At 71.9% G+C, this 23,879-nt stretch carries 16 protein-coding genes; 10 read left to right on the top strand and 6 right to left on the bottom strand.

What is annotated here, in order from left to right:
* Positions 1 to 186: 186 nt before the first annotated feature.
* The 3 genes from rny to recA form a co-directional block, all read right to left on the bottom strand.
* A complete protein-coding gene (gene rny, locus K2F47_RS05495; RefSeq protein WP_372490834.1) occupies positions 187 to 1,755 on the bottom strand; it encodes a ribonuclease Y in 1,569 nt (522 codons plus the stop codon).
* A gap of 437 nt (positions 1,756 to 2,192) precedes the next feature.
* The gene (locus K2F47_RS05490) at positions 2,193 to 2,867 is read right to left on the bottom strand and encodes a regulatory protein RecX (protein WP_372490821.1); all 675 of its coding nucleotides are present in this window, start codon (positions 2,865 to 2,867) and stop codon (positions 2,193 to 2,195) included.
* A 1,018-nt stretch (positions 2,868 to 3,885) separates the two neighbouring features.
* Complete coding sequence (gene recA / locus K2F47_RS05485; protein ID WP_242901623.1) at positions 3,886 to 5,019, bottom strand: recombinase RecA; 1,134 nt, start codon at positions 5,017 to 5,019, stop codon at positions 3,886 to 3,888.
* Between the two features lie 243 nt (positions 5,020 to 5,262).
* Between recA and K2F47_RS05480 the strand changes: the two genes are divergently transcribed.
* The 4 genes from K2F47_RS05480 (at position 5,263) to K2F47_RS05465 (ending at position 8,407) form a co-directional block, all read left to right on the top strand.
* Positions 5,263 to 6,132, top strand: a complete 870-nt coding sequence (locus tag K2F47_RS05480) for an ATP-grasp domain-containing protein (RefSeq protein ID WP_242901622.1) — start codon at positions 5,263 to 5,265, stop codon at positions 6,130 to 6,132.
* Between the two features lie 251 nt (positions 6,133 to 6,383).
* Positions 6,384 to 6,722, top strand: a complete 339-nt coding sequence (locus K2F47_RS05475; RefSeq protein ID WP_242901621.1) for a hypothetical protein — start codon at positions 6,384 to 6,386, stop codon at positions 6,720 to 6,722.
* Positions 6,723 to 6,725: 3 nt separating this feature from the next.
* Entirely contained in the window at positions 6,726 to 7,883 is a 1,158-nt protein-coding gene (locus K2F47_RS05470; RefSeq protein WP_242901620.1) for a glutathionylspermidine synthase family protein, read from the top strand.
* A gap of 62 nt (positions 7,884 to 7,945) precedes the next feature.
* Positions 7,946 to 8,407 (top strand): DUF350 domain-containing protein, encoded by a 462-nt coding sequence (locus K2F47_RS05465; RefSeq protein WP_242901619.1) that lies wholly within the window; start codon positions 7,946 to 7,948, stop codon positions 8,405 to 8,407.
* 31 nt (positions 8,408 to 8,438) lie between these two features.
* Here the strand turns inward: K2F47_RS05465 and K2F47_RS05460 are convergent, their stop codons facing one another.
* A complete protein-coding gene (locus K2F47_RS05460) occupies positions 8,439 to 8,633 on the bottom strand; it encodes a DUF3046 domain-containing protein (RefSeq protein ID WP_242901618.1) in 195 nt (64 codons plus the stop codon).
* Between the two features lie 123 nt (positions 8,634 to 8,756).
* On the opposite strand from K2F47_RS05460, the gene K2F47_RS05455 reads away from it, so the two are divergent.
* The gene (locus K2F47_RS05455; RefSeq protein ID WP_242901617.1) at positions 8,757 to 13,385 is read left to right on the top strand and encodes an ATP-dependent helicase; all 4,629 of its coding nucleotides are present in this window, start codon (positions 8,757 to 8,759) and stop codon (positions 13,383 to 13,385) included.
* A 726-nt stretch (positions 13,386 to 14,111) separates the two neighbouring features.
* Here the strand turns inward: K2F47_RS05455 and secA2 are convergent.
* Complete coding sequence (secA2, locus tag K2F47_RS05450; protein ID WP_242901616.1) at positions 14,112 to 16,460, bottom strand: accessory Sec system translocase SecA2; 2,349 nt, start codon at positions 16,458 to 16,460, stop codon at positions 14,112 to 14,114.
* Between the two features lie 243 nt (positions 16,461 to 16,703).
* Here secA2 and K2F47_RS40470 point away from each other — a divergent pair, with 243 nt between their 5' ends.
* Positions 16,704 to 16,838, top strand: a complete 135-nt coding sequence (locus K2F47_RS40470; RefSeq protein WP_272496441.1) for a hypothetical protein — start codon at positions 16,704 to 16,706, stop codon at positions 16,836 to 16,838.
* Between the two features lie 867 nt (positions 16,839 to 17,705).
* Here K2F47_RS40470 and K2F47_RS05445 read toward each other — a convergent pair.
* On the bottom strand, positions 17,706 to 18,932 hold the full coding sequence (locus K2F47_RS05445) for an ROK family transcriptional regulator (RefSeq protein ID WP_242901615.1): 1,227 nt from the start codon (positions 18,930 to 18,932) through the stop codon (positions 17,706 to 17,708).
* A gap of 255 nt (positions 18,933 to 19,187) precedes the next feature.
* On the opposite strand from K2F47_RS05445, the gene K2F47_RS05440 reads away from it, so the two are divergent.
* From K2F47_RS05440 to K2F47_RS05425, 4 genes are all read left to right on the top strand, one after another.
* Positions 19,188 to 20,459, top strand: a complete 1,272-nt coding sequence (locus K2F47_RS05440; protein WP_242901614.1) for an extracellular solute-binding protein — start codon at positions 19,188 to 19,190, stop codon at positions 20,457 to 20,459.
* 91 nt (positions 20,460 to 20,550) lie between these two features.
* On the top strand, positions 20,551 to 21,522 hold the full coding sequence (locus K2F47_RS05435) for a carbohydrate ABC transporter permease (RefSeq protein ID WP_272496440.1): 972 nt from the start codon (positions 20,551 to 20,553) through the stop codon (positions 21,520 to 21,522).
* Complete coding sequence (locus K2F47_RS05430) at positions 21,519 to 22,361, top strand: carbohydrate ABC transporter permease (protein ID WP_242901612.1); 843 nt, start codon at positions 21,519 to 21,521, stop codon at positions 22,359 to 22,361. Before K2F47_RS05435 ends, K2F47_RS05430 begins: the two co-directional genes overlap by 4 nt.
* Positions 22,358 to 23,806 carry a glycoside hydrolase family 3 protein gene (locus K2F47_RS05425; RefSeq protein WP_242901611.1) on the top strand — a complete coding sequence of 483 codons (1,449 nt, stop codon included), beginning with the start codon at positions 22,358 to 22,360 and terminating at the stop codon, positions 23,804 to 23,806. Before K2F47_RS05430 ends, K2F47_RS05425 begins: the two co-directional genes overlap by 4 nt.
* The last annotated feature ends 73 nt before the right edge of the window (positions 23,807 to 23,879 follow it).

Here is a 23,879-nt window from a genome sequence, read left to right as displayed (position 1 = left end):
GTGCGGGTGAGAGGGCGACGCGCTGAGTCGGCGCGGGGGAACGTCCTGGGCACAGCCAGGAGGCCCCGAGCATCCCGCCGTCCCGGTGACGGCCGTCCGGGCAGGCGGACGGCTTATTCGGCCGCCGATGGCACCGATTCCGACGACGCATAGGCCCGCGGACGTTTGTGTGAGCGTAGGTCGTGTTCAGCGGGCGAACTCGATGGCGCGCGACTCGCGGACGACGGTCACGCGGATCTGCCCCGGATAGGTCAGCTCGTCCTCGACCTGCTTGGCGATGTCGCGGGCGATGACCTGCGCCTGGATGTCGTCCACCGAGTCGGGCTTGACCATCACCCGGATCTCCCGGCCCGCCTGCATGGCGAAGACCTTCTCCACGCCCTCGTGCTTCTCCCGGGCGATCTCCTCCAGGCGTTCAAGCCGCTTGACGTAGGCCTCCAGGGACTCCCTGCGCGCGCCCGGGCGGCTGCCGCTGATGGCGTCCGCGGCCTGGGTGAGGACGGCCTCCACCGTCCGGACCTCGACCTCGTTGTGGTGCGCCTCGATGGCGTGCACCACGTCCTCCTCCTCGCCGTAGCGGCGCGCGATCTCGGCGCCGATCAGCGCGTGGCTGCCCTCCACCTCGTGGGTGAGCGCCTTGCCGATGTCGTGCAGCAGCGTGCACCGCTTGGCCGTCTCCACCGGCAGCCGCAACTCGCTCGCCATGATCCCGGCGATGTGCGCGGACTCGATGAGGTGCTTCAGGACGTTCTGCCCGTAGGACGTCCGGTACCGGAGCTGGCCCAGGAGCGCGATGAGCTCGGGATGCATGTCGGCGATGCCGACCTCCACCAGCGCGTCCTCGCCCGCGCGCACGCAGAGCTGCTCCACGTCGCTCTTGCTGCGCTCGTAGATCTCCTCGATGCGCTGCGGGTGGATCCGGCCGTCCAGGACGAGTTTCTCCAGGGTGAGCCGTCCGACCTCCCTGCGCACGGGGTCGAAGCAGCTCAGCAGTACCGCCTCGGGGGTGTCGTCGATGATGAGGTTCACGCCCGTGGTCGTCTCGAACGCGCGGATGTTGCGGCCCTCGCGTCCGATGATGCGGCCCTTCATCTCGTCGCTCGGCAGGTGCAGCACCGACACGACCGACTCGGCCGTCTGCTCGCTCGCGACCCGCTGGATCGCCAACGTCACGATCTTGCGGGCGCGCTTGTCGCCCTCCGCCCGCGCCGAGTTCTCGATCTCCCGGGTGATCGGGATGGCCTCGCGCTTGGCCTGGTTCTCGATCACGCTGACCAGCTCCGCCTTGGCCTGCTCGGCGGTGAGCCCCGCCGCCTGCTCCAGGATCTGGCGCCGCTCGTCCTCGACCTTGCCGAGTTCCTCCTTGCGGGCCTGGAGGGCCCGTTTGGTCTCCGTGAGCCGTCCGGACCATTCCTCCAGCCTGCGGACCTCGCCGTCCAACCGCTGTTCCCGCTCGGCGAGACGCGCCTCCCGGCGCTCCAGGTCCTCCCTGAGGACGCGCAGATCCTCCCGGAAGGAACGCGCCTCCTCCTCAAGCTCCTCGCGTTCCCCGCGCGCCGTGACGACGATCTGGCGCGCCTGCTCCTCGGCCTTCCGCAGGACCTCCTGCGCGTCGAGCTTGGCCTTCGACCGGACCTCGTCCGCCTCGGTCTGCGCGCGTGCCATCTCCGCCGCGGCCCGTCCCGGCATGCCCGGGCGCCGCAGGACGACGATGACGAGAGCGGCCAGGGTCACCAGCAGCGCTGCACCCAGCAGGACGCTCTCCATGAGGCAGATCCTTCCTCGCCGTGGGCCCGCTGTCAGGACCCTGCCTTGCGAGGACTTACTCACGCCCTTTCGGGTGTGCGACATCGCCGGACCACGCCGCACGCGTGCCCGATGATTCGGCCGAATCCGGCCAACGAACCTGCCCTTTATGCCTCTCAGCTGCCCGAACGTGCTCGGCCGTATAGCAATCCGCGAGACGCGGAGTAACTCCTCACTGCCGTAACGGTAAGCGGCATGGAGGTAATGAGCAAGCAAACCCGGGGCATTCCGGACTAACCGAACGCCCGCGTGACGACTTCCTTACCGCGCTTTCTGACCAGCACACCCCCGCCGACCTGCCTTGTCGACTCCACCCAAGTCAGCGCGAGCTCACCGCGAGTCAGCCCGCCCGTCATTCCCCGGCGTGTCGCCCCTTGTTCACCCGGTCACTCCAGGGGCGCCTCCGGAAAGTCCTCAAGGTCGGCGCCCTCCTCCGCCAGCGCCTCCTTGACCACCCGGTAGCAGAGCCCCGGCGGGTACCCCTTGCGCGCCAGCATGCCGACCAGCCGCCGCGTACGTTTGGCCGGGTCAACGCCCCGCGTGCTACGGAGCTTGCGCTCGACCAGGGCACGCGCGGTGCGCTCCTCCTGCTCCGGGTCCAGCGTCTCGACGGCATCGTTGACGGTCTCGTTGTCGACCCCGCGCCGCCGCAGCTCCGCCGCGAGCGCGCGCTTGGCAAGACCCCGTCCCGCATGGCGCGACCGCACCCACGCCTGCGCGAACGCCTCGTCGTCGATCAACCCGACATCGGTGAAGCGCGACAGAACGGACTCCGCCACATCATCGGGAAACCCCTTCCGCCGCAACGCGTCCGCGAGCTGGGCCCGAGTACGAGGCGCCCCCGCCAGCATCCGCAAACAAACCTCCCGCGCGGCCCCCTCCCCGAGCCGCCCCCCCTCACCCCCACCCTTCCCCGCACCCCCACCAACCGCCGCCGCACCCCTCCCCCGGACCTTCGCCGCCCCGCTACCACCGGCCTTCGCCGCATCACCATCTCCGACGGCCGCCGCACCACCCCCGCCAGACGCCCCCGCCGCGCCGCTCTCACCCGCCCCTCCCACCGCGCCACCCCACGCAGCAGACGCCCCCTTCTCCCCCAAGACCCCAGGCCGCTTACCACCCCGCCGCCCCGCCCTTCCCCCACCAGCCCCATCCCGAGCACCGACAGCCTCTCCCGCCCCGCCCGCCTCTCGCGCACCCGCCGCCTCTCGGGCCTCCGCCGCCTCTCGCACACGAGAACCGGACGCCTCTGACCCTGCCGCCGTTTCTCGCGCACCGGGTACCTCTGACGCACCGAGCACTTCTCGTGCACCCGGTGCCTCTGCCGCATCCGCCGCCTCTCCCGCACGCGCACCGAGCAGCTCTCGCGCATCCGCCGTCGCTGGCGCACGAGGCGCACTTAGCCCGACCTCCGCGTGCGGCGTCCTGGTGTCGGCCGTTCCGCCATCGCCTGCTCCGGCGTCTGTCGCCCAGACGTCGGCCGTTCCTGTGTCGCCCCCCTCCACGCCACCAGCCTCGCTCGCCTCGAAATCCCACGTCCTGGTATCGGTGCTGCTGCCCCGGGCGTCGGCGGGCCCTGCGCTAGCTGCTTCGGCACCTGTGGGCCCGGTCGTGCGCGCCTCGGGGGTGGACTCCTCGGCGCCGATTCCCTGGGGCGTTCTTGGTTGCCCGGCTCGGAGTTGGGCGGGGGCGGAGCGGCCGTCCTGGGGTTCGGCGGCAGGTTGCGGGGGCGCGGTGGTGGCCGCTTTGGGCGGGGGTGGCTCTGGTGGGCGGTCGGCGGTGGGGGCCTCGGGGGACGTCTGCGGGTCGGGGGGGTCCGGGTCCGTGGTCCAGGGGTTGGTGGGGAGGGGCTCCCAGGGGAGGCTCACGTCCCCGCCCCTCCGGGGACGCCTCGACGCGATGGAGGGCGGGTGCCCCGGCCGCCGAGCCGGGTGGGCTCGACGTCCGGGCCGACGGGAGCGGCGGCGCCATCGGGGAAGGTCCGTGCGCCTGGCAGGCACCGGGTAAGGCGCCGCCGCCCTGCATACGAGATCATCGCTCACTCCTCGTCAAGAGTCACCCATATCGGAGGATTGACCGTTAGGAATCACCCGATTTAGCGGCCTTGGCGGCCCTCTTGCCAGTGAGCGGGGGCTTGGCCGCGGGGGTGAAGTCGGGGGCGGGCGGGGTGGACGGCTCGGCGCCGGGGGCCGCGGCGGGCTCGGCCTCCTTGTCGACCTTCGGGCCGATGCCCAGCTTCTCCTTGATCTTCTTCTCGATGCCGTCCGCCATGTCGGGGTTGGCCTTGAGGAAGTTGCGGGCGTTCTCCTTGCCCTGGCCGAGCTGGTCGCCGTCGCAGGTGTACCAGGCGCCGGACTTGCGGACGAAGCCGTGCTCGACGCCGAGGTCGATCAGCCCGCCCTCGCGGCTGATGCCGTACCCGTAGAGGAGGTCGAAGTCGGCGACGCGGAAGGGGGGCGCCATCTTGTTCTTGACGACCTTGACGCGGACGCGGTTGCCGACGGCCTCGGTGCCGTCCTTGAGCGTCTCGATCCGGCGGACGTCCAGCCGGACGGACGCGTAGAACTTCAGCGCGCGGCCGCCGGTGGTGGTCTCCGGGGAGCCGAACATGACGCCGACCTTCTCGCGGAGCTGGTTGATGAAGATGGCGGTGGTCTTGGTCTGGTTGATCGCGCCGGTGAGCTTGCGGAGCGCCTGCGACATCAGGCGCGCCTGGAGGCCGACGTGGCTGTCGCCCATCTCACCCTCGATCTCGGCGCGGGGAACGAGCGCGGCGACGGAGTCGATGACGACGATGTCGATCGCGCCGGAGCGGATCAGCATGTCGGTGATCTCCAGGGCCTGCTCGCCGGTGTCGGGCTGGGAGACCAGCAGCGCGTCGATGTCGACGCCGAGCTTGCCGGCGTACTCGGGGTCGAGGGCGTGCTCGGCGTCGACGAACGCGGCGATGCCGCCCATTTTCTGGACGCTGGCCACCGCGTGCAACGCGACGGTGGTCTTGCCGGAGCCCTCGGGGCCGTACACCTCGACGACGCGGCCGCGCGGCAGGCCGCCGATGCCGAGTGCGATGTCGAGGGCGATCGCGCCGGTGGGGATCACCTCGACCGGCGCCCGCGCCTCCTCGCCCATCCGCATGACCGAGCCCTTGCCGAACTGCCGCTCGATCTGGGCGAGGGCGGTCTCGAGAGCCTTCTCCCGGTCGTTCGCTGCCATGAGATGTCCTTCTCGTCGTGAATGTCGGCTCTCGGCCGCTGCCTTGCGATGTCGAGGGCGACGTTACGGCGGGCCACCGACACTTTCGAGTCCCGGGCGCGGTTGTGGATGACGCCGCGGACGGGAGATCAGCGTACCGAACATAAGTTCGATCATCGTCGCGTCTCCCGATTTGGGCAGGAATCTCCGTGCGTACGGTGGTCTGGACCCCGTACGCTGGCGCCGTCCACGGAGGGTTCCATCATGACGCTGACCGTCCTCTTCTGCGGCGACCCGCTCCATCCACGGCGCGTTGACCCGCACTTCTCCCGCGAGGCGGCGGCGGTGCGGGACCACTACGGCGAGATCGCCCTGCTCGACCACGAGGCGCTGCGCCGTGGGGACGTGGAGGACGCCGTGCGGGCGGTGCCGTCGGACCTGGGCGCGATCTGGTATCGCGGCTGGATGCTCACGGGCGACGAGTACGCCGCGGTGGCCGCGGTCATGAAACAGCGTGGGACGGTGCTGCTGACCCATCCGGACGACTACAGGCGCGCGCACGAACTGCCGGGCTGGCACGACACGTTCGCGGGTCTGACCCCGCACAGCGTGTGGCGTCCCCTGGTACCGGGCCAGGACCCGGGTGACCTGAACGAGCTGGGAGAACTCGTCCGCCCGCTCAACGGCGGCCCCGGGGTGGTCAAGGACTACGTGAAGTCGCGCAAGCACGAGTGGGAAGAGGCGTGCTTCGTGCCGGACGTGAAGAACCTCGCCCAGTTGCACGACATCGCCGCCAAGATGGTCGCCTTGCAGGACGACCATCTCGCGGGCGGCCTCGTGGTGCGGGAGTACGAGCCCTACGACGGCGAGGGCGAGGCACGGGTGTGGTGGGTAGACGGGGAGCCCGCGCTCATCGGGCCGCATCCCGACAGCCCCGACGTGGAGCCCGACCCCGCGCTGGACGCCGTCGCGCCCGCCGTCCGGGCCCTCGGCTGCCGGTTCATCACCACCGACCTCGCGCGCCGCACGGACGGCGAGTGGCGGGTGGTGGAGGTCGGCGACGGGCAGGTCAGCGATCTGCCCTCGACCGTGGACGCGATGGACCTCTACGCGCACCTGCCCGTACCGGACTGACGCCCGTAGCGACTGATGCCGGGCGGACTCTCGTCGGAACCGGCTGTGTCCACGATGTAACGGAACCGGAATACGGGTCACTTCCGTCCCATGTGTACCGCCCCTAGGCTGTGGCCGCGCATGTCGGATTCCTTCTGCCCGGGGACGTCCGACCGTGCCGTCCGGAACCTTCTGGATGCTCGACCCCCGATCCGAAGGACGTGTTCCTCTTGCCCCCACAGGAGCCCACCCGCCGGCTCAGTTCCCGTGCCGTGAAGGTCGGGATGCTGGGCGCGCTGTCGCTGGCCCTGGTCGCCTGCGGTTCCAAGTCGACCACCGCGTACTGCGTGGACCGGAACGCCCCGGCGGTCGGGAAGACCAAGGGCGGCTACAAGGTGGTCTCGGACGTCTACTGCAACACCGGCGACATCGAGAAGGGATACGACTCGTCGTACAACCGGTACTTCTGGTACTACGGCGGCAGCCGTGACTCCAGCGGGTACGTGTCGGGGGGCACCTCCTTCCGGTCCAGCAAGGGCAAAATCAAGTCGAGCAGCGGGCGGACCCTGAGCCGGGGCGGGTTCGGCGGCAGCGGCCGGAGCGGGAGCTGACCGGTGCGCCGTACACGTTCGACGCCCCGGGACGGCTGGGCCGAGAAGGTCGAGTCGCAGGGGCTGGCCTTCCACAAGACCGCGCACCCGGAACATCTGCCGAGGCCCTACTGGGACGAGTCCGTCCACTACGTCTTCGACATGGACGAGGTGCTCGCGCTCGAAGAGGTCGTCGAGGAACTGCACCGGATGTGCCTGCACGTGGTGGAGCACGTCGTCACCACCGGGCGGTACCACGTCCTCGGCATACCGGAGTGGGTCGCGCCGCTGATCGAGGAGTCGTGGCGGCGCGGGGACCCGCACCTGTACGGCCGGTTCGACCTGCGCTACGACGGCGTCGGCCCGGCGAAGCTCCTGGAGTACAACGCGGACACGCCGACCGCCCTGGTGGAGAGCTCGATCGTCCAGTGGTACTGGCTCCAGGACGTCTATCCCGGCGACGACCAGTGGAACTCCCTGCACGAGCGCCTGGTGGCCCGCTGGAAGGAGATCCTCCCCAAGGTGGCCGACGGGCCCGTGCACTTCGCGTGGACGAACGGCGACGAGACCGGTGAGGAGGTCATGACGATCGCCTACATGCAGGAGACCGCCGAGGAGGCGGGCCTGCCCGGCATGGCGATCGCCATGGAGGACATCGGCTGGGACTCCGCCCGCGAACGGTTCGTCGACATGGACGAGAGGGAGATCCGGACCCTCTGCAAGCTCTACCCCTGGGAGTGGATCGTCTCCGAGCCGTTCGGACGCAACATCCCCGGCACGCCCACGGCGTGGATCGAGCCGATCTGGAAGATGGTGCTGTCGAACAAGGCGCTGCTCGTCCTGCTCTGGGAGTTGTTCCCCGGGCACCCCAACCTGCTCCCCACCTACCTGAACACGCCCGGGAGCCTCACCTCGTACGTGCAGAAGCCCCTGCTGGGCCGGGAGGGCGCGAGCATGCGCATCGTCACCCCGGACGGCGGCGAGCAGCGCACCCAGGGCGACTACGGCGCGGAGGGGTTCGTCTTCCAGGAGTTCTGCGCGCTTCCCGACTTCGACGGCGAGCACCCGGTGATCGGCGCGTGGGTCGTCGAGGACGAGTCGGCGGGGATCGGCATCCGTGAGACCGCCGGGCTCATCACCGACGACACGTCCTCGTTCGTCCCGCACCGCATTCCCCTGTAGGCCCACGGTCCCGCGCGCGGAGCTCCGCCGTAGGCCCCGATCCCCACCTTCTAAGGAGAACCATGACCACCTTGGCGGCGAACGACGACAGCCTCGGCCAGATCCTGCTGGACGGGACCGGGGCGCTGCTCGCCTACGCCGGGGTCGGCCTGGTGCTGTTCATCGTCGGCTTCTACATGACCGACCTCGCCACGCCCGGCCGCCTTATCACGGTGATCCGCGAGCACCGCAACCCCAACGCGACGCTGCTCGCCTGCGCGGCGACGGTCGGCGTCGGCCTGATCGTCGGGGTGTCGATCTACGCGTCCGGCGGCGACCTCGCGGAGGGCCTGACCAGGACGCTGGTGTTCGGCGGGGTCGGCATCATCGCGCAGACGGTCGCCACGGTGATCTTCGACCGGCTGGTGGGGATCAGCATCCGTAGGCTGGCCGACGACGCCGAGGACCGGCTGGAGCCCGCCGCGATCCTGCTGGCGGTGGCCAACCTGATGATCGGCTTTGTCACCGCGGTCGCGGTCTACTGAGGACCGCCGACCCGCGGGGCGGACGCCGGTGTCAGTGGAGCGTGGACGGGACGTCGAAGGTGTCCACCACGGCCTGCCAGACCTTCTTGGCGGGCTCCCCGTCCGCGAGGGCCTGCTCGATGGTGCGGCCGCCGAGCCCCGCGATGACGTAGTCCTTGGCCACGCTCTCGGCGTAGCGCTCGCCGAACTGCTGGTTCATCCGATCCCAGAAAACTGTGAGCCGCACCCGCCCACGCTATCCGAGGCCGGCGGACGCGACGTCCGTCCGGCAGCCGGTCAAGCGCTTGCTTCGATGTGACGCACGCCACGGCGGCGCGTTCTGTCGGACCCGCGAGGCAGGATGGTCGGCATGAGGGGTGACGTGCTCGAACGCTTCTCCCCGGCGACCCGGTCGTGGTTCGCCGGGGCGTTCGCCGCGCCGACCGCCGCCCAGGCCGGGGCGTGGGAGTCGATCGCGAGCGGCGACAACACGCTGGTCGTCGCGCCGACCGGCTCCGGCAAGACCCTCGCCGCGTTCCTGTGGTCGCTCGACCGCCTCACGGCGGCCGAGGCCGCCGGCGCGAACCTGAGCGAGGCCGCGGCGGCGCCCGATCCGCTGAAGCGCTGCCGCGTCCTGTACGTCTCGCCGCTCAAGGCCCTCGCCGTGGACGTCGAGCGCAACCTGCGCGCCCCGCTGACCGGCATCCGGCAGGCCGCGCGGCGCCTCGGCCTGCCCGAGCCGGACGTGCGGGTCGGCATGCGGTCGGGCGACACCCCGGCCGACGAGCGCCGCAGGCTGGCGGTCAAACCGCCTGACATCCTCATCACCACCCCCGAGTCGCTGTTCCTGATCCTCACCTCGCGGGCGCGCGAGTCGCTGCGCGGGGTGGAGACGGTGATCGTGGACGAGGTGCACGCCGTGGCGGGCACCAAGCGCGGCGCGCATCTGGCGCTCTCCCTCGAACGGCTCGACGCGCTCCTGGAACGTCCCGCGCAGCGCGTCGGGCTGTCGGCGACGGTGCGTCCGACCGACGAGGTGGCGGCGTTCCTCGGCGGCGCGCGGCCCGCGTCGGTCGTCCAGCCCCCGTCCGACAAGGTCTTCGACCTCGACATCGTCGTCCCCGTCGAGGACATGGGCGAGATGGGGCAGTTCGTCGACGACGCGGGGACGGCCGACCCGCGCCAGCGCAGCATCTGGCCGCACGTGGAGCATCGGCTGCTCGACCTGATCGAGTCGCACCGCTCGACGCTGGTGTTCGCCAACTCGCGGCGGCTGGCCGAGCGCCTGTGCGGGCGGCTCAACGAACTGGCCTACGAGCGCGCGACCGGCGAGCTCCTTCCGGAGGACCACTCCCCCGCCGCGACGATGGCGCAGGCGGGCGCGTCCAGGGGAAGGCCCGCGGACGCGCCCGTGGAGATCGCCCGCGCGCACCACGGCTCGGTGTCGAAGGAGGAGCGGGCCGTCATCGAGAACGCGCTGAAGGAGGGCCGCCTTCCGGCCGTGGTGGCGACGTCCAGCCTGGAGCTGGGCATCGACATGGGCGCGGTCGACCTGGTCGTCCAGGTGGAGTCGCCGCCGTCGGTGGCGAGCGGCCTCCAGCGGGTGGGACGCGCGGGCCACCAGGTGGGGGCGGTGTCCAAGGGCGTCATCTTCCCCAAGTACCGGGGCGACCTCGTGCAGACGACGGTGGTGTCGGAGCGGATGCGCACCGGCGGCATCGAGGAGCTGCGCTACCCGCGCAACCCGCTGGACGTCCTGGCCCAGCAGATCGTCGCGATGGTCTCCATGGACGAGTGGACCGTCGACGACCTGGACACCCTCGTCAAACGCGCCGCCCCCTACGCCACGCTGCCCCGCTCGGCGCTGGAGGCGACCCTGGACATGCTCGCCGGGCGCTACCCGAGCGACGAGTTCGGCGAGCTGCGCCCCCGCCTCGTCTGGGACCGCGTCACCGGCGTCCTGCGCGACCGCCCGGGCGCGCAGCGCCTCGCGGTGACCAGCGGCGGCACCATTCCCGACCGCGGCCTGTTCGGCGTGTTCCTCGTCGGCGAGAAGTCCTCCCGGGTTGGCGAACTCGATGAGGAGATGGTCTACGAGTCGCGCGTGGGCGACGTGTTCGTGCTCGGCGCGAGCTCCTGGCGGATCGAGGACATCACGCCCGACCAGGTTCTGGTGTCACCTGCGCCCGGCCAGCCGGGCAAGCTGCCGTTCTGGCACGGCGACCAGCTCGGCCGTCCCGCCGAACTGGGCCGTGCCCTGGGCGAGTTCACCCGCGAGCTGGCCGGGCTCGCGCCGGAGGCCGCGCGCGAACGCGTCGCCGCCGCCGGGCTGGACGCCTGGGCCGCCGGGAACCTCGTCTCCTACCTGGGCGAGCAGCGCGAGGCCACCGGGCACGTCCCCGACGACCGGACGATGGTCGTCGAGCGGTTCCGCGACGAGCTCGGCGACTGGCGGATGATCGTCCACTCGCCGCTGGGCGCGCGCGTGCACGCCCCCTGGGCGCTCGCCATCGCGGGCCGCCTGCGGGAACGGTACGGCGACGCGCAGGCCATGCACGCCGACGACGGCATCGTGATCCGCATCCCCGACACCGACGAGCCGCCCGGGCTCGACACCGCCGTCTTCGACCCCGACGACATCGAGCGCGTCGTCGTGGACGAGCTGGGCGGGTCGGCGCTGTTCGCGGCCCGGTTCCGGGAGTGCGCGGCGCGGTCGCTGCTGCTGCCCCGGCGCCGTCCCGACAAGCGCATGCCGCTGTGGCAGCAGCGCCAGCGCGCCGCGCAACTGCTGGCGGTGGCGAGCAAGTACCCGTCGTTCCCGATCGTCCTGGAGACGATGCGCGAGTGCCTGCAAGACGTGTTCGACGTCCCGGGCCTGGTGCGGTTGATGCGCGACATGTCGGGACGCAAGGTCCGCCTGGTGGAGGTGGAGACGCCCGAACCGTCCCCCTACGCGCGTTCGCTGCTGTTCGACTACATCGGCGCGTTCATGTACGAGGGCGACTCCCCGCTCGCCGAACGCCGCGCCCAGGCGCTCACGCTCGACTCGGCGCTGCTGGCCGAGCTGCTCGGCCAGGCGGACCTGCGCGAACTCCTCGACCCCGAGGCCGTCACCGACACCGAGCGCGAGCTGCAACGCCTCGCGCCCGACCGCCGCGCCCGCGACGTGGAGGGCGTCGCCGACCTGCTGCGCGCCCTCGGCCCCCTCACGACCGCCGAGGTCGCCGAGCGCGTCACCTCCGGCTCGGAGGCCGGGCGGTGGCTGGTGGAGCTGGAGGTGACGCGGCGGGCGATCCGCGTCCGGGTGGGCGGCCGCGAACGGTGGGCCGCGATCGAGGACGCGGCGCGCCTGCGGGACGCGCTCGGCGCGCCGCTGCCCGTCGGCATCCCCGAGGCGTTCCTCGAACCCGTCGGCGACCCGCTCGGCGACCTGGTCTCCCGCTACGCGCGCACGCACGGGCCGTTCCGTCCGTCCGGCCCGGCGGAGCTGTTCGGGCTGGGCACGGCCGTGGTGGTCGAGACGCTGCGGCGGCTGGCCGGTGCCGGACGCGTCGTCGAGGGCGAGTTCCTGCCCGTCGAGTCGGTGTCGGGCCCGCTGACCAGCGAGTGGTGCGACACCGGCGTGCTGCGGACGCTGCGGCGCCGCTCCCTGGCCCGGCTGCGCGCCGAGGTCGAGCCGTCCCCGCCGGAGTCGCTCGGCCGCTTCCTGCCCGCCTGGCACGGCATCACGGGCGGCACGCGACTGCGCGGCATCGACGCGCTCGTCCAGGCGATCGAGCAGCTCCAGGGCGCGGCGGTGCCCGCGTCCGCGCTGGAGTCGCTGGTGCTGCCGTCCCGGGTGCCCGGCTACACGCCCGCCATGCTGGACGAGCTGACGTCCGCGGGCGAGGTGGTCTGGGCGGGGCAGGGCGCGCTCCCGGGCGGGGACGGATGGGTCGCGCTGTACCTGGCCGACACCGCGCCGCTGCTGATGCCGGAGCCGACGGAGATCACCCTCACGCCCGTGCACGATGCCGTCCTGGACGCGCTGGGCGACGGCGGAGCCCTGTTCTTCCGCATGCTCTCCGACCGGGTGAACCGGCCCCGCGCCACCGAGCAGACCGGCGCCGGCGAGCGGATCGGCGACGCCGACCTCGTCGCCGCCGTGTGGGACCTGGTCTGGGCGGGTCACCTCACCAACGACACCCTGGCCCCGCTCCGCTCGGCGCTCGGTTCGGGACGTCCGACGCACCGGTCCAGGACGACGCGGCGCGGACGTCCCGTCATGCCGTCCCGGACGGGCCCGCCCACGGTCGCCGGACGCTGGTGGCCGCTCCCCCAGCGCGAGACCAACGCGACCCCGCGCTCGCACGCCCGGGCCGAGGCGCTGCTGGAGCGGTACGGCATCGTGATCCGGGGCGCCGTGGCCGCCGAGCACACCCCCGGCGGGTTCGCCGCCGTCTACCCCGTCCTGCGCGCGTTCGAAGAGAGCGGACGATGCCGCAGGGGGTACTTCGTCGAGGGCCTGGGCGCCGCCCAGTTCGCGCTCCCGGGAGCCGTCGACCGGCTGCGGGCCTTCCGCTCGTCCGCCGTCACCCAGAACGACCTCGCCTCCCAATGGGAGACGCCGCGGGAGCCGCCGCGCCAGCGGGCCCTCGTGCTCGCCGCCGCCGACCCCGCCAACCCCTACGGCGCGGCCCTGCCCTGGCCCGCCCGCGCCGACGAGGTCGCCAGCGGCCACAAGCCCGGACGCAAGGCGGGCGCGCTCGTCGTCCTCGTGGAGGGCCACCTCGTCCTGTACGTCGAACGCGGCGGCCGGACCCTGCTGACCTGGGACGACGACCCCACCGTCCTACAACCCGCGGTCGACGCGCTGGCGCTGGCCGTCCGCGAGGGCGCCCTGGGCAAACTGACCGTGGAACGCGCCGACGGCGAGTCGATCGCCACCTCCCCGCTGGCCGCCGCCCTGGAATCCGCGGGCTTCCACCCGACCCCCCGCGGCCTCCGCCTCCGTTCCTGACCTGCCTAGGCGGTTCGCCCTCGGGCCGCCCCCGCACAAGCGCCGCCGTTCCTGGCCCCCGACCCGGCTCAGCGCGCCCGCTGCCGCTCGCCGAGCGAGATCAGCGACCCATCTGGACGCCGCCTCGACAACCGCCCCACGTCCCGCCCCAACGACCGACGCCCCGGACAACCGACCCACCCGACGACCAACCCGCATGACAACTGGCCCGCCGCAGACGAGGGACCCGCGAGACGACCGACCCGCGCGACGACCAACCCGCGCGACACCGACTCCGCGCGACGGCCGAGCCGCACGAGGGCTGGCCCGCCGCAGACGACCAACCCGCGCGACACCGACCCCACGCGACAGCCGAGCCGCACGAGGGCTGGCCCGCCGCAGACGACCAACCCGCGCGACAGCCGAACCGCGCGGCACCCCCCCCCCGCGCAGATAACCGAACCGCGCGACAGCCAAGCGCGCGCCAGCCGAGCCGGGTGGGGGCGAGCCGTATGACGGCTTGCCCCCACCCGGCGACAACCAACTCGTGGCACGACCAACCCGCATGACGACTGACTCGCGCAGACGACCAACCCGCGCGACAGCCGACCCCGCGTGACACCCGCCCCCGCGTCACACCCGCCCCCACACGACAGCCGAGCCGCGCGACGGCCGAGTCGGGTGGGGGGTGAGCCGGGTGGGGGCGCCGAGGCGGCGGCGAAGGGGGGCCGGGGGGCGGCGGGTGGGTCAGCGGCGGCGTTTGAACATAGCGACCAGGCCGCGGAAGGCGCGTTCGTCCAGGGAGCCGAAGGGGTTGTCGTGGACGAGGTAGGTCCAGGTCGCGGACGGGCGTTTGAGGTCGGCGGCGTCCAGGTCGATGCCGTCCTCGGACGCGGTGAGCGCCTCGAACACCGCCACCGCGCGCCGTTTCGTCTCGGGGAGGAGGCGTTTGCCCGCCGGGACGGCCTCGTTGTGGAACTCGACCAGCGGGTCGAGGCCGCGGCCCAGCGAGCGCAGGTGGATGCCCTCGCGCAGGTCGGCGAGGATCGCCAGGTGCTCGGACCAGCAGCGGTCCAGCTGGTACAGGACGATCTGGCGCGCGGCGTCCGCGACCGCCGGGGCGCCCGCGATCCCGGTGAGTTCGGCGTGGCGATCCGGGCATTCGGCGGCGAGCATCCGGTCGGCGTGGTCGCCGCGCAGGACGCTCTCGCGTTCGGCGAGGAGCTCACGGCGCTGGAGCCCGATCAGGTGGTTGTAGCGCCAGGTGTTGCGGTGGATCTCCAGGTCGACGCCCTCGGCGACGCGCTGGGCGTGCCCGACGACCCAGTGGGCGCCCTTGTCGTCGATGCGCCCGTCGGCGCCGGTGGACGCGCGGACGTTCTCGTCGGGCGCGTAGCGGGTCACGAGGTCGTCCTGGAGGCTGGTGAAGAACACCGAGCCGCCGGGGTCGCCCTGGCGCCCGGCGCGGCCTCTGAGCTGGTCGTCCAGGCGGCTGCTGTGGTAGCGGCCGGTCCCGATCACGAGGAGGCCGCCCGCGGCGGCGACGCGGTCGTGGTCGGAGCCGTCGGCGCTCGCGGGCGCGGTGCCGGGAGCGGCGTCGGGCGGGCTGCCGCCGAGGCGGATGTCGGTGCCGCGGCCCGCCATCTGCGTGGAGACGGTGATCGCGCCGTGCCCGCCGGCCTCGGCGATGATCGCGGCCTCCTCCGCGTCGTTCTTGGCGTTGAGGACGACGGGATCGAGGCCGGCGCGGGTAAGGCGGCGCGCGAGGCGCTCGGACTCGGCGACGTCGCCGGTCCCGACCAGAACCGGCCGTCCGGACGCGTGCGCCTCGGAGATCGCCTCGACGATCGCGACCTCCTTGTCGGCGGAGGTCGCGTAGAGGCGGTCGGGCTCGTCGTCGCGGACGCACGGACGGTTCGGCGGGACGACCGCGATCCGCAGCGAGTAGAACTCGGTGAGCTGCCCGGCGACCGCCATCGCGGTACCGGTCATGCCGCAGCGGACCGGGTACCGCCCCACCAGCTCCTGGACGGTGATCGAGTCGAGGATCTCCCCGCTCGGGGACGCCTCCAGCTCCTCCTTCGCCTCCACCGCCGCCTGCAAGCCGTCCGGCCAGCGTTGCAGCAGTGCCACCCGGCCCCGCGACTCGCTGATCAGCTTCACCGCGCCGTCCCGGACGATGTAGTCGACGTCGCGGTGCAGGAGGACCTCCGCATGCAGGGCGACGTTCACGGCCGTGAGGACGGCGAGGTGCTCGGCGGCGTAGAGGTCGACGCCGAGGGCGCGCTCCACCTCGCGGGTGCCCGCCGGGGTGAGCTGGACGTTGCGGGCCTCCTCGTCGGTGGCGTAGTGCAGGCCGGGCCGCAGCCGCCGGACGAGGTCGGCGTAGCGGGGGTCGGCCGCGTCCAGCTCGGAGGCCCCGGCGAGGACGAGCGGCACCATCGCCTCGTCCACGAGAACCGAGTCCGCCTCGTCGACCAGCGCGACGGAGGGCTCGGTCAGCACGAGGTCGGCCGGGTCGGTGACCAGGCGGTCGCGGAGCAGGTCGAAGCCGATCTCACTGACCGGCGCGTAGGTGACGTCGGCCCGGTACGCCTCGCGGCGCTCCGCCGGGGTGGACGACTGGCCGACCCAGGCCACTGACACGCCGAGCGACCGGTAGAGCGGTCCCATCCACTCGGCGTCGCGCCGCGCGAGGTAGTCGTTGACCGACATCACGTGCACCCGGCGGCCTCGCAGCGCGTAACCGGCGGCGGCCAGCGCGCCCGCGAGGGTCTTGCCCTCGCCGGTCGCCATCTCCGCGACGTGCCCGGACAGCAGCGCGAGCGTCCCCACGAGCTGGACGTCGAACGGCCGCTCGCCGAGCGCGCGGCGCGCGGCCTCGCGTCCCACCGCGCACAGTTCCGCCAGGTCATCGGCCTCCAGCGGGCCGTCCGCCGCGCGCAGGGCGGTGGCGGCGGCGGTCAGGGACGCCTCGTCCAGCTCCCGGACGCGGGGCTCGCGCGCGCCCGCCTCGTCCACGATCGCGCGGAACGGCGCCAGATCGACGCTCCCCGGCTTCTGGACGAGGCGCCGCAGCCGATCACGCAGCGCCATGGCATCCCCTCGGTCTCGTCGGTCACGGTCCCCAACGGGCGGGCGGGGACCCACGGTTCCCATGATCGCAGCGAGGCGGTCGGGAGCACACGGCGCAGGCCCCGACCAGAGGTCTCCCCACGAGGTCTGACCTTGGATTCATCCCCAAGACGGATACCCCTGGAGCCTTGGGTTTGAGAGGATGAGGGCATACGGGGTTGCGGTGGCCAAGGGGAAAGTGCCGCCGCGGAACGGGGTTTCGGCATGACACCTACGGCACGGTGGGCCGCCGCTCAGCGGCGCAAGCGCCAGATCATCAGCCAGACGGTCATCGACCGCGCGTTGAACGACCCGCGGCGCCATGACCACGACACCGCGGACGCTCCTTCGGAGAAGTAGCGCCCGTCACGGTACGCGACCTGCGCGTCGCGGCACAACACACGTCTCGACGCACGTCTCGACCTGACGCCGACCGGCTCGAACCAACTCTCGGCGTTACACCGCGTCCCGATCCAATGCACGTCCCGATAGATGAGTCTCACGTTCACGTGAGCTCCATGCACGAAGTGAGGGCCCCCGCCACCGGCGGGGGCCCTCACCACTTCAACCCACCCGTCCCAATCCGGCCACCCGGCCCACCTGGCCGGCTCGGCCTGCTTGGCCCCTGGCCATCCCGGCTCGCCCCTATCGGCCCGGTCACCCTCGCCCCGGCTGCCTCAATCCGACCAACCCGGCCATCCCCCTGCTTGGCACCGGACCACCTCCGCTCGCCTCTATCGGCCCGGCCACCTCGCCCTGGCTGTCTTAATCCGGCCAGCCCGGCCATCCCGACCTGCCTGGCCCCTGGCCATCCCCGCTCGCCCCTATCGGCCCGGTCACCTCGCCCTGGCTGTCTCAATCCGACCAGCCCGGCCACCCCAACCATCCCGACCTGCTTGGTCCCTGGCCATCCCCGCTCGCCCCTATCGGCCCGGCCACTTCGCCCCGGCGTCTCAATCCGGCCACCCCGGCCTGCTTGAGCCCCGGACCATCCCCGCTCGCCTCTATCGGCCCGGTCACCCCGGCACGGCTTTCTCAATCCGGCCAGCCCGGCCATTTCGGTCCGCTTGGCCCCAGTTCATCCCGGCTCGCCTCTATCGGCCCGGCCGCCTCGGCCCGGCTGTCTCAATCTGGCCAGCCCGGCCTGGCTTCGAGTGTCTGGGGCAGCCGTTCGGGTCGGGTGGTTGGGTCGGCGGCCGACCGGGGCGGGGGTGCTGGGGAGCGGGGTCAGCTCTTTTCGGCGGAGAAGACCTCGTCGCGGGCCTGGTCCAGGGCCGCGTGCAGGGCGCCGCGCAGGACCGGGTTGCCCTCCACCTCCGTTACCACCACCGACGGACGGGTCGGGCTGATGCGGCCCACGGCCCGCTCGATCCGGGTCGCCAGCGGCAGGCCGCCGGCGCGGCCGAGATGGCCGGAAAGGACGACCAGGCCCGGGTCCAGGACGATGTTGACCGAGGTCACGCCGTAGGAGATGCGGTTGGCCAGCTCGTCCAGGAACACGCCGCCGCGCGTCTCGTCTGCCGCCGCCGCGCGGACGCAGTCGACCGCCGTGGGCTCGCCGATGCCGTGCGCATGGGCGAGGGCGCGGACGGCGTCCGCGCCCACGAGGGAGCCGTAACCGCCCGCGAGCGTCGGGATGCCCCACGTGGTCGACTCGGTGACGCCCTCGCCCTCGTCCTCCTGGCCGCGTCTGGCCGCGCCGAGCGGCAGCGGCGCCCCCGGGACGGGCAGGTAGCCGATCTCGCCCGCGCCGCCCGAGCGGCCGCGGTGCAGGCGTCCGCCCAGCATGACCGAGAGGCCGATGCCGCGGTCGAACCACATCAGCGCGAAGTCGTCGGCGAAGCGGGCGGCGCCGTAGGCCCGTTCGGCGATGGCGGCGAGGTTGACGTCGTTCTCGATCGTCACCGGGCGGCGCAGGTCGGTGCGCAGGGCCTCCAGGACGCCCTCGTGCCAGGCCGGAAGGTCGAAGGAGAACTGGACGTCGCCGGAGCGCGGGTCCACGACGCCGGGGGTGCCGATCACGAAGGCGCTCAGCCGCGACAGCGCCACCCGGGCCGAGCGGCAGGCCTTGACGACGGCGCTGTGCACGGTCTTCACGGGTTCGTCGGCGCCGTTCGGATCGACGGTAACCTGGGCGACGATGCAGCCGGTCACGTCGGCGACGCCCGCGGTGACGCCGTCCGGCCCCACCTCCAGGCCCGCGACATAGGCCGACGACGGCACAACGGCGTACAGGGCGGCGTTCGGGCCGCGGCCCCCGGCCTGCTCGCCGACGACCTCGACGAGCCCCCGATCCTCGAGTCTGGACAGCAACTGGGAGGCGGTGACCTTGGACAGCCCGGTGTGCTCGCCGATCTGGGCACGGGTCAGCGGTCCCTGCTCGACGAGCAGGTCCAGTGCCGCGCGGTCGTTCAACTCACGCAGCAGCCGCGGTGTTCCCGGGCGTCTGGCCATCCTGGCACCCCTCGATGTCTCAATCCGCTAACGAGCGGTTTTGTTTAGGAAAGTTTCTTGTTAGTTTACGCCCAAGCGCCAACCGGTTCCGTACCCCGGGCGGGGGGCGCGCGCAGAGCGCCGACTGGCGAGCAGGGCGCCCGCGCGCGATGCGACGTCGAGCGGGGCATGGCTGGACCCTAAAGGGTCGGGCCGTGTTCCACTCGCACCGCAGGCCACCAAGGCCGCGCGAGGCGATGCCGGAAAGGATTCCCAGTGAAGTACATCAAGGTTGCGGCCACGGTGGCCGCGATCGCCCTGGCCGCCGCGGCCTGCGGCGGGGACGACAAGGATGACAAGTCCGGATCGGGTGGCAAGGACCCGGCGCAGCTGAAGGTCTGGATGATGGGCGAGGGCACGCCCGAACAGACCAAGTTCCTCGACACCGTCGAGACCGAGTTCAAGCAGAAGCACCCGGGCACCGACGTCCAGATCAAGTACGTGCCGTGGCCGCAGGTCGCCACCACCTTCCAGAAGGCCGCGGCGGGCGGCGAGGGTCCGGACGTCACCGAGCTCGGCAACACCGACGTCCAGTCTCACATCGAGCAGGGCAGCCTCGCCGACATCAGCGACAAGTACTCCGGCTGGGCCGACGGCAAGACCCTCAACAAGACCGCGCTCGGCAACGACCAGTCGGGCGGCAAGACCTACGCGGTGCCGTGGTACGGCGGCGTCCGCGCCATCTGGTACCGGACGGACTGGTTCAAGGAGCTGAACATCCAGCCGCCGAAGAACTGGACCGAGCTGAGCGCGGCGGCCAAGAAGCTCCAGGACGCCAAGAAGGTGCCCGGCATCGGCGTGCCCAGCGACCAGACCAACGCGCTCGTCAGCTTCATCTGGGGCAACGGCGGCGAGGTCGCCACCAAGGACGGCGGCAAGTGGGCGGGCAAGCTCGACCAGCCGCAGGCCGTCGAGGCGGTGAACTACTACACCGGTCTCGTGACCAAGGAGAAGGTCGCCCCCGAGAAGTACATCGGCAAGAACGAGCTCGAGGGCCCGCAGCGCGACTTCGCGCTCGGCAAGCTCGGCATGTACATCGACGGCAGCTGGTCCCTGAAGGAGATGAAGAAGATCTCCTCCAAGGACGCCGACAAGTGGGCCGTGTTCCCGATCCCGAGCAAGGCCGGCGGCAACGCCCCGGTCATGGCGGGCGGCTCCGACCTCGCGGTCTGGAAGGACAGCAAGTCCAAGGACGCGGCGTTCGACTACATCACGGTCCTGAACAACGCCAAGAACGCGGCGGCGTGGGCCGACTACAGCGGCTTCTCGTCCATGCGCTCGGACGTGAAGTTCTCCGACCCGAAGCTCGCGGTCTTCACCGAGATCGCCGGCAACACCAAGTTCACCCCGATCAGCTCCGGCTGGGGCGAGTTCGAGCAGGCCAAGAAGGTGCTGCCGAACGCGATGAAGGCGATCATGCAGGGTAAGTCCGCGGACGCCGAGTTGAAGAAGGCCAACGAGCAGGCGAACGCCCTGCTCAACCAGTAGGACCGGCACGCCCCGGCCGCCCGCGCGATCGACGCCGGGCGGCCGGGGCCCGGCAACGCCACCCGCCCGTCCCCGCTGATCGGAACCGCGCATGCTCGACACCGCTCCCGCGGTAAAGAGGACGCCCGGCCGGAGATCCCCCGGCCGGGCGCGCTCCCTACGCAGGCCCCGTTTCGGGCCCTATCTGCTGATCGCGCCCACCGTGATCGTGATCGCACTCCTGATGTTCTGGCCCATGGTCCAGATCGGGATCATGTCCTTCCAGAAGGTCGGCAACCGCCAGCTGCGCGGCGAGCCGGCCGAGTCGGTGGGCACCGAGAACTTCCGCACGATCTTCGACGACCCGTTCTTCTGGCAGACCCTCCGGCACACCGTGCTGTTCGCCGTCGTCGCGGTGAGCCTCACGATGGTCGTCGGGACGCTGATCGGGCTGCTGCTCCACAAGCTCGGCAACAAGATGTCGAACTTCGTCGCCGGCGGCGTGATGGTCGCCTGGGCGACCCCGCCGGTCACCGCGGCCATCATCTTCACGTGGCTGTTCGGCACCACCGGCGGCGTCGTCAACTGGACCCTCGACCTGCTGCCCGACTTCCTCGTCGGTGGCGGCTGGCTCGACTACAACTGGTTCGCCAAGCCCCTGTCGACCTACACGGTGCTGACCGTGTGCGTGGTGTGGCAGGCGTGCCCGTTCGTCGCCGTCTCCGTCCTCGCCGGCCTGAAGAGCGTGCCGAGCGAGCTGTACGAGGCCGCGCGGGTGGACGGGTCGGGCCCCTGGCGGACGTTCTGGAGCATCACCTACCCGATGCTCAAGCCGATCTTCCTCGTGCTGCTGGTCATGTCGATCATCTGGGACTTCAAGGTGTTCACCCAGTTGTTCGTGATGTCCGGGATGGCGAACCGCGACGCGTTCAACCTGTCGCTGTACGCCTACAGCGAGGCGTTCGGCTCGCTCAATCCGAAGCTCGGCATGGGCTCGGCAATCGCGCTCGTGCTGACGATGATCCTGCTCGTCGTCACGGCCCTGTACGTCCGGGTCATGGTGCGGCAGGGGGAGACCAGATGAAGCGCTCCCTGCTCCGGCGGGCCGCCCTGAACGGGACCGGCCTGCTCGTCTTCGTTTTCGCGGTGTTCCCCGTCTTCTGGATGGTCTCCACCGCGTTCAAGCCCAACACCGAGATCTTCAGCACGACGCCGAAGCCGTTCCCGTCGCACCCGACGCTGGACCACTTCGACCTCGTGCTGAACGGCGGCATCGCGGAGGTCTCCTTCTGGGAGTACTTCCGCAACAGCGCCGTGCTCGCCCTCGTCACCGTCGTGGTGTCGAGCCTGTTCGCCCTGCTGGCCGCGACCGCCGTCGCCCGGTTCCGCTTCCGGTTCCGGACGACGTTCCTCGTCATGCTGCTGGTGGTCCAGATGGTTCCGCTGGAGGCCCTGGTCATCCCGCTGTTCCTGGACCTCAAGAAGGCCGACATGCTCAACACGCTGCCGGGCCTCGCGGTCGTCTACATCGGGTTCGCCGTCCCGTTCGCGATCTGGATGCTGCGCGGCTTCGTCGCCGCGGTGCCGCGCGAACTGGAGGAGGCGGCCGCGATCGACGGTGCCGGCCCGGTCCGGACGTTCTTCAAGGTCATGCTCCCGCTCGTCGCGCCCGGACTGGTCGCGACCAGCATCTTCTCCTTCATCACGGCCTGGAACGAGTTCATCTTCGCCTACACCTTCCTGGAAGACCAGGACAAGTACACCCTGCCGATCATGCTGCAGTTCTTCTTCGGCCGCAGCGGCAACGCCTGGGGGCCCATCATGGCAGCGTCCACGCTGCTCACCATTCCCGTTATCGCGTTCTTCCTCGTCGTCCAGCGCCGCATGGTCTCCGGCCTCACCGCAGGGGCGGTGAAGGGATGAACACCGACGACCTCGCCCGGCTCGCCCGGGGCACGCTGCTCCCCTCCTTCCCCGGCCCGACCGCGCCCCGCTGGGTGCTGGACGAGCTGGAGGCCGGCCTCGGCGGCGTGACGCTGTTCGCGCTGACCGGCAACGTCCCGAGCCCGGAGTCCCTCGCCGCCCTGACCATGCAGATGCGCAAGGCCGGCGACCCGTTCGTGACCATCGACGAGGAGGGCGGGGACGTCACCCGGCTCGGCGGGCACGCCACCGGCAGCCCGTACCCGGGCAACGCCGCCCTCGGCGCGGTGGACGACCCGGAGCTGACCCGGCGCGTCTACCGCTCGCTCGGCGCCGAGCTGGCCGAGGTGGGGGTCAACCTCAACTTCGCGCCCTCGGTGGACGTCAACACCGCCGACGACAACCCCGTGATCGGCACCCGCTCGTTCGGGCCCGACCCCGAGCTCGTCGCCCGGCACGCCGCCGCGGCCGTGACGGGCACGCAGGAGGCGGGCGTGGCGGCGTGCGCGAAGCACTTCCCCGGCCACGGCGCCACCGTGGAGGACAGCCACCTGTCCGTCCCGCTCGTCGACGCCGACCTGGAGCTGCTGGACCGCCGCGAGCTGGTCCCGTTCCGCGCGGCGATCGAGGCCGGCACCCGCGCGGTGATGACCGGGCACCTCAACCTGCCCGCCATCACCCGCGGCGTGCCGGCGACCCTGTCCGGCGCCGCGATCACCGGCCTGCTGCGCGAGCGGCTCGGCTACCAGGGGGTGATCGTCACCGACGCGCTCGACATGGAGGGCGCGAGCGGTGAGATCGGCATCCCCGAGGCGTCGGTCCGGGCGCTGATCGCGGGCGCCGACCTGCTGTGCCTCGGCCCGAACGAGCACGCCGAGACCCTCACCGCCACGCTTGAGGCGATCGTCGCGGCGGTGCGGGAGGGCCGGCTGACCGAGGAGCGGCTCGCGGCCTCGGCGGGCCGCACGGGCCGGCTGAAGCAGTGGCTGGCCGGGCACAGCCCCGCCGTGGTCGACCGCGCCGCCGGCCTGGAGGCCGCCCGCCGCGCCATCCGCGTGTCGGGCTCGCTGCCGGGCTGGAGCGCCGCGCCGCTCGTGGTCGAGCTGGAGGCGACCGGGAACATCGCGGTCGGCCCGACCCCGTGGGGGCTCAATCCGTGGGCGCCCGACGCCGTTCAGGCCGACGGGGCGGAAGGGGAGGCAGACCGTGTCCTGGAACGTGCCACGGGCCGCGGACTGGTCGTCGTGCTGCGCGACGCGCACCGGCACGCGGGCCAGCGCGCGCTCACGAACGCGCTCCTGACGGCGCGTCCGGACACGGTCGTCGTGGAGATGGGCCTGCCCGTGTGGCGGCCCGGATCCGCGGTGTACCTCGCCACCTACGGCGCCGCCGCGGCCAACGCCCAGGCGGCCGCCGAACTGCTGGGCCTGACGACCGCGGCGTGACGATCCCGTGACACCGCGTGACGATGGTATGACGGACGTGTGAGCCGCGCGGCAGCCGCGCATGCGAACCCGC

Origin of the sequence: Actinomadura terrae, assembly GCF_022751215.1 — a bacterium.
GTDB classification, from domain to species: Bacteria; Actinomycetota; Actinomycetes; order Streptosporangiales; family Streptosporangiaceae; genus Spirillospora; species Spirillospora terrae.
Note: the sequence above shows the minus strand (reverse complement) of the source record. Positions and strands in the feature narration are given on the sequence as shown.

What these genes read in the sequence shown, in the direction of transcription:
- recA (WP_242901623.1), bottom strand. Translation starts at nt 5,019, where the DNA reads ATGGCAGCGAACGACCGGGAGAAGGCTCTCGAGACCGCCCTCGCCCAG.
- K2F47_RS05480 (WP_242901622.1), top strand. Translation starts at nt 5,263, where the DNA reads ATGACGCTGACCGTCCTCTTCTGCGGCGACCCGCTCCATCCACGGCGC.
- K2F47_RS05465 (WP_242901619.1), top strand. Translation starts at nt 7,946, where the DNA reads ATGACCACCTTGGCGGCGAACGACGACAGCCTCGGCCAGATCCTGCTG.
- K2F47_RS05455 (WP_242901617.1), top strand. Translation starts at nt 8,757, where the DNA reads ATGAGGGGTGACGTGCTCGAACGCTTCTCCCCGGCGACCCGGTCGTGG.
- secA2 (WP_242901616.1), bottom strand. Translation starts at nt 16,460, where the DNA reads ATGGCGCTGCGTGATCGGCTGCGGCGCCTCGTCCAGAAGCCGGGGAGC.
- K2F47_RS40470 (WP_272496441.1), top strand. Translation starts at nt 16,704, where the DNA reads ATGACACCTACGGCACGGTGGGCCGCCGCTCAGCGGCGCAAGCGCCAG.
- K2F47_RS05445 (WP_242901615.1), bottom strand. Translation starts at nt 18,932, where the DNA reads ATGGCCAGACGCCCGGGAACACCGCGGCTGCTGCGTGAGTTGAACGAC.
- K2F47_RS05435 (WP_272496440.1), top strand. Translation starts at nt 20,551, where the DNA reads ATGCTCGACACCGCTCCCGCGGTAAAGAGGACGCCCGGCCGGAGATCC.
- K2F47_RS05430 (WP_242901612.1), top strand. Translation starts at nt 21,519, where the DNA reads ATGAAGCGCTCCCTGCTCCGGCGGGCCGCCCTGAACGGGACCGGCCTG.
- K2F47_RS05425 (WP_242901611.1), top strand. Translation starts at nt 22,358, where the DNA reads ATGAACACCGACGACCTCGCCCGGCTCGCCCGGGGCACGCTGCTCCCC.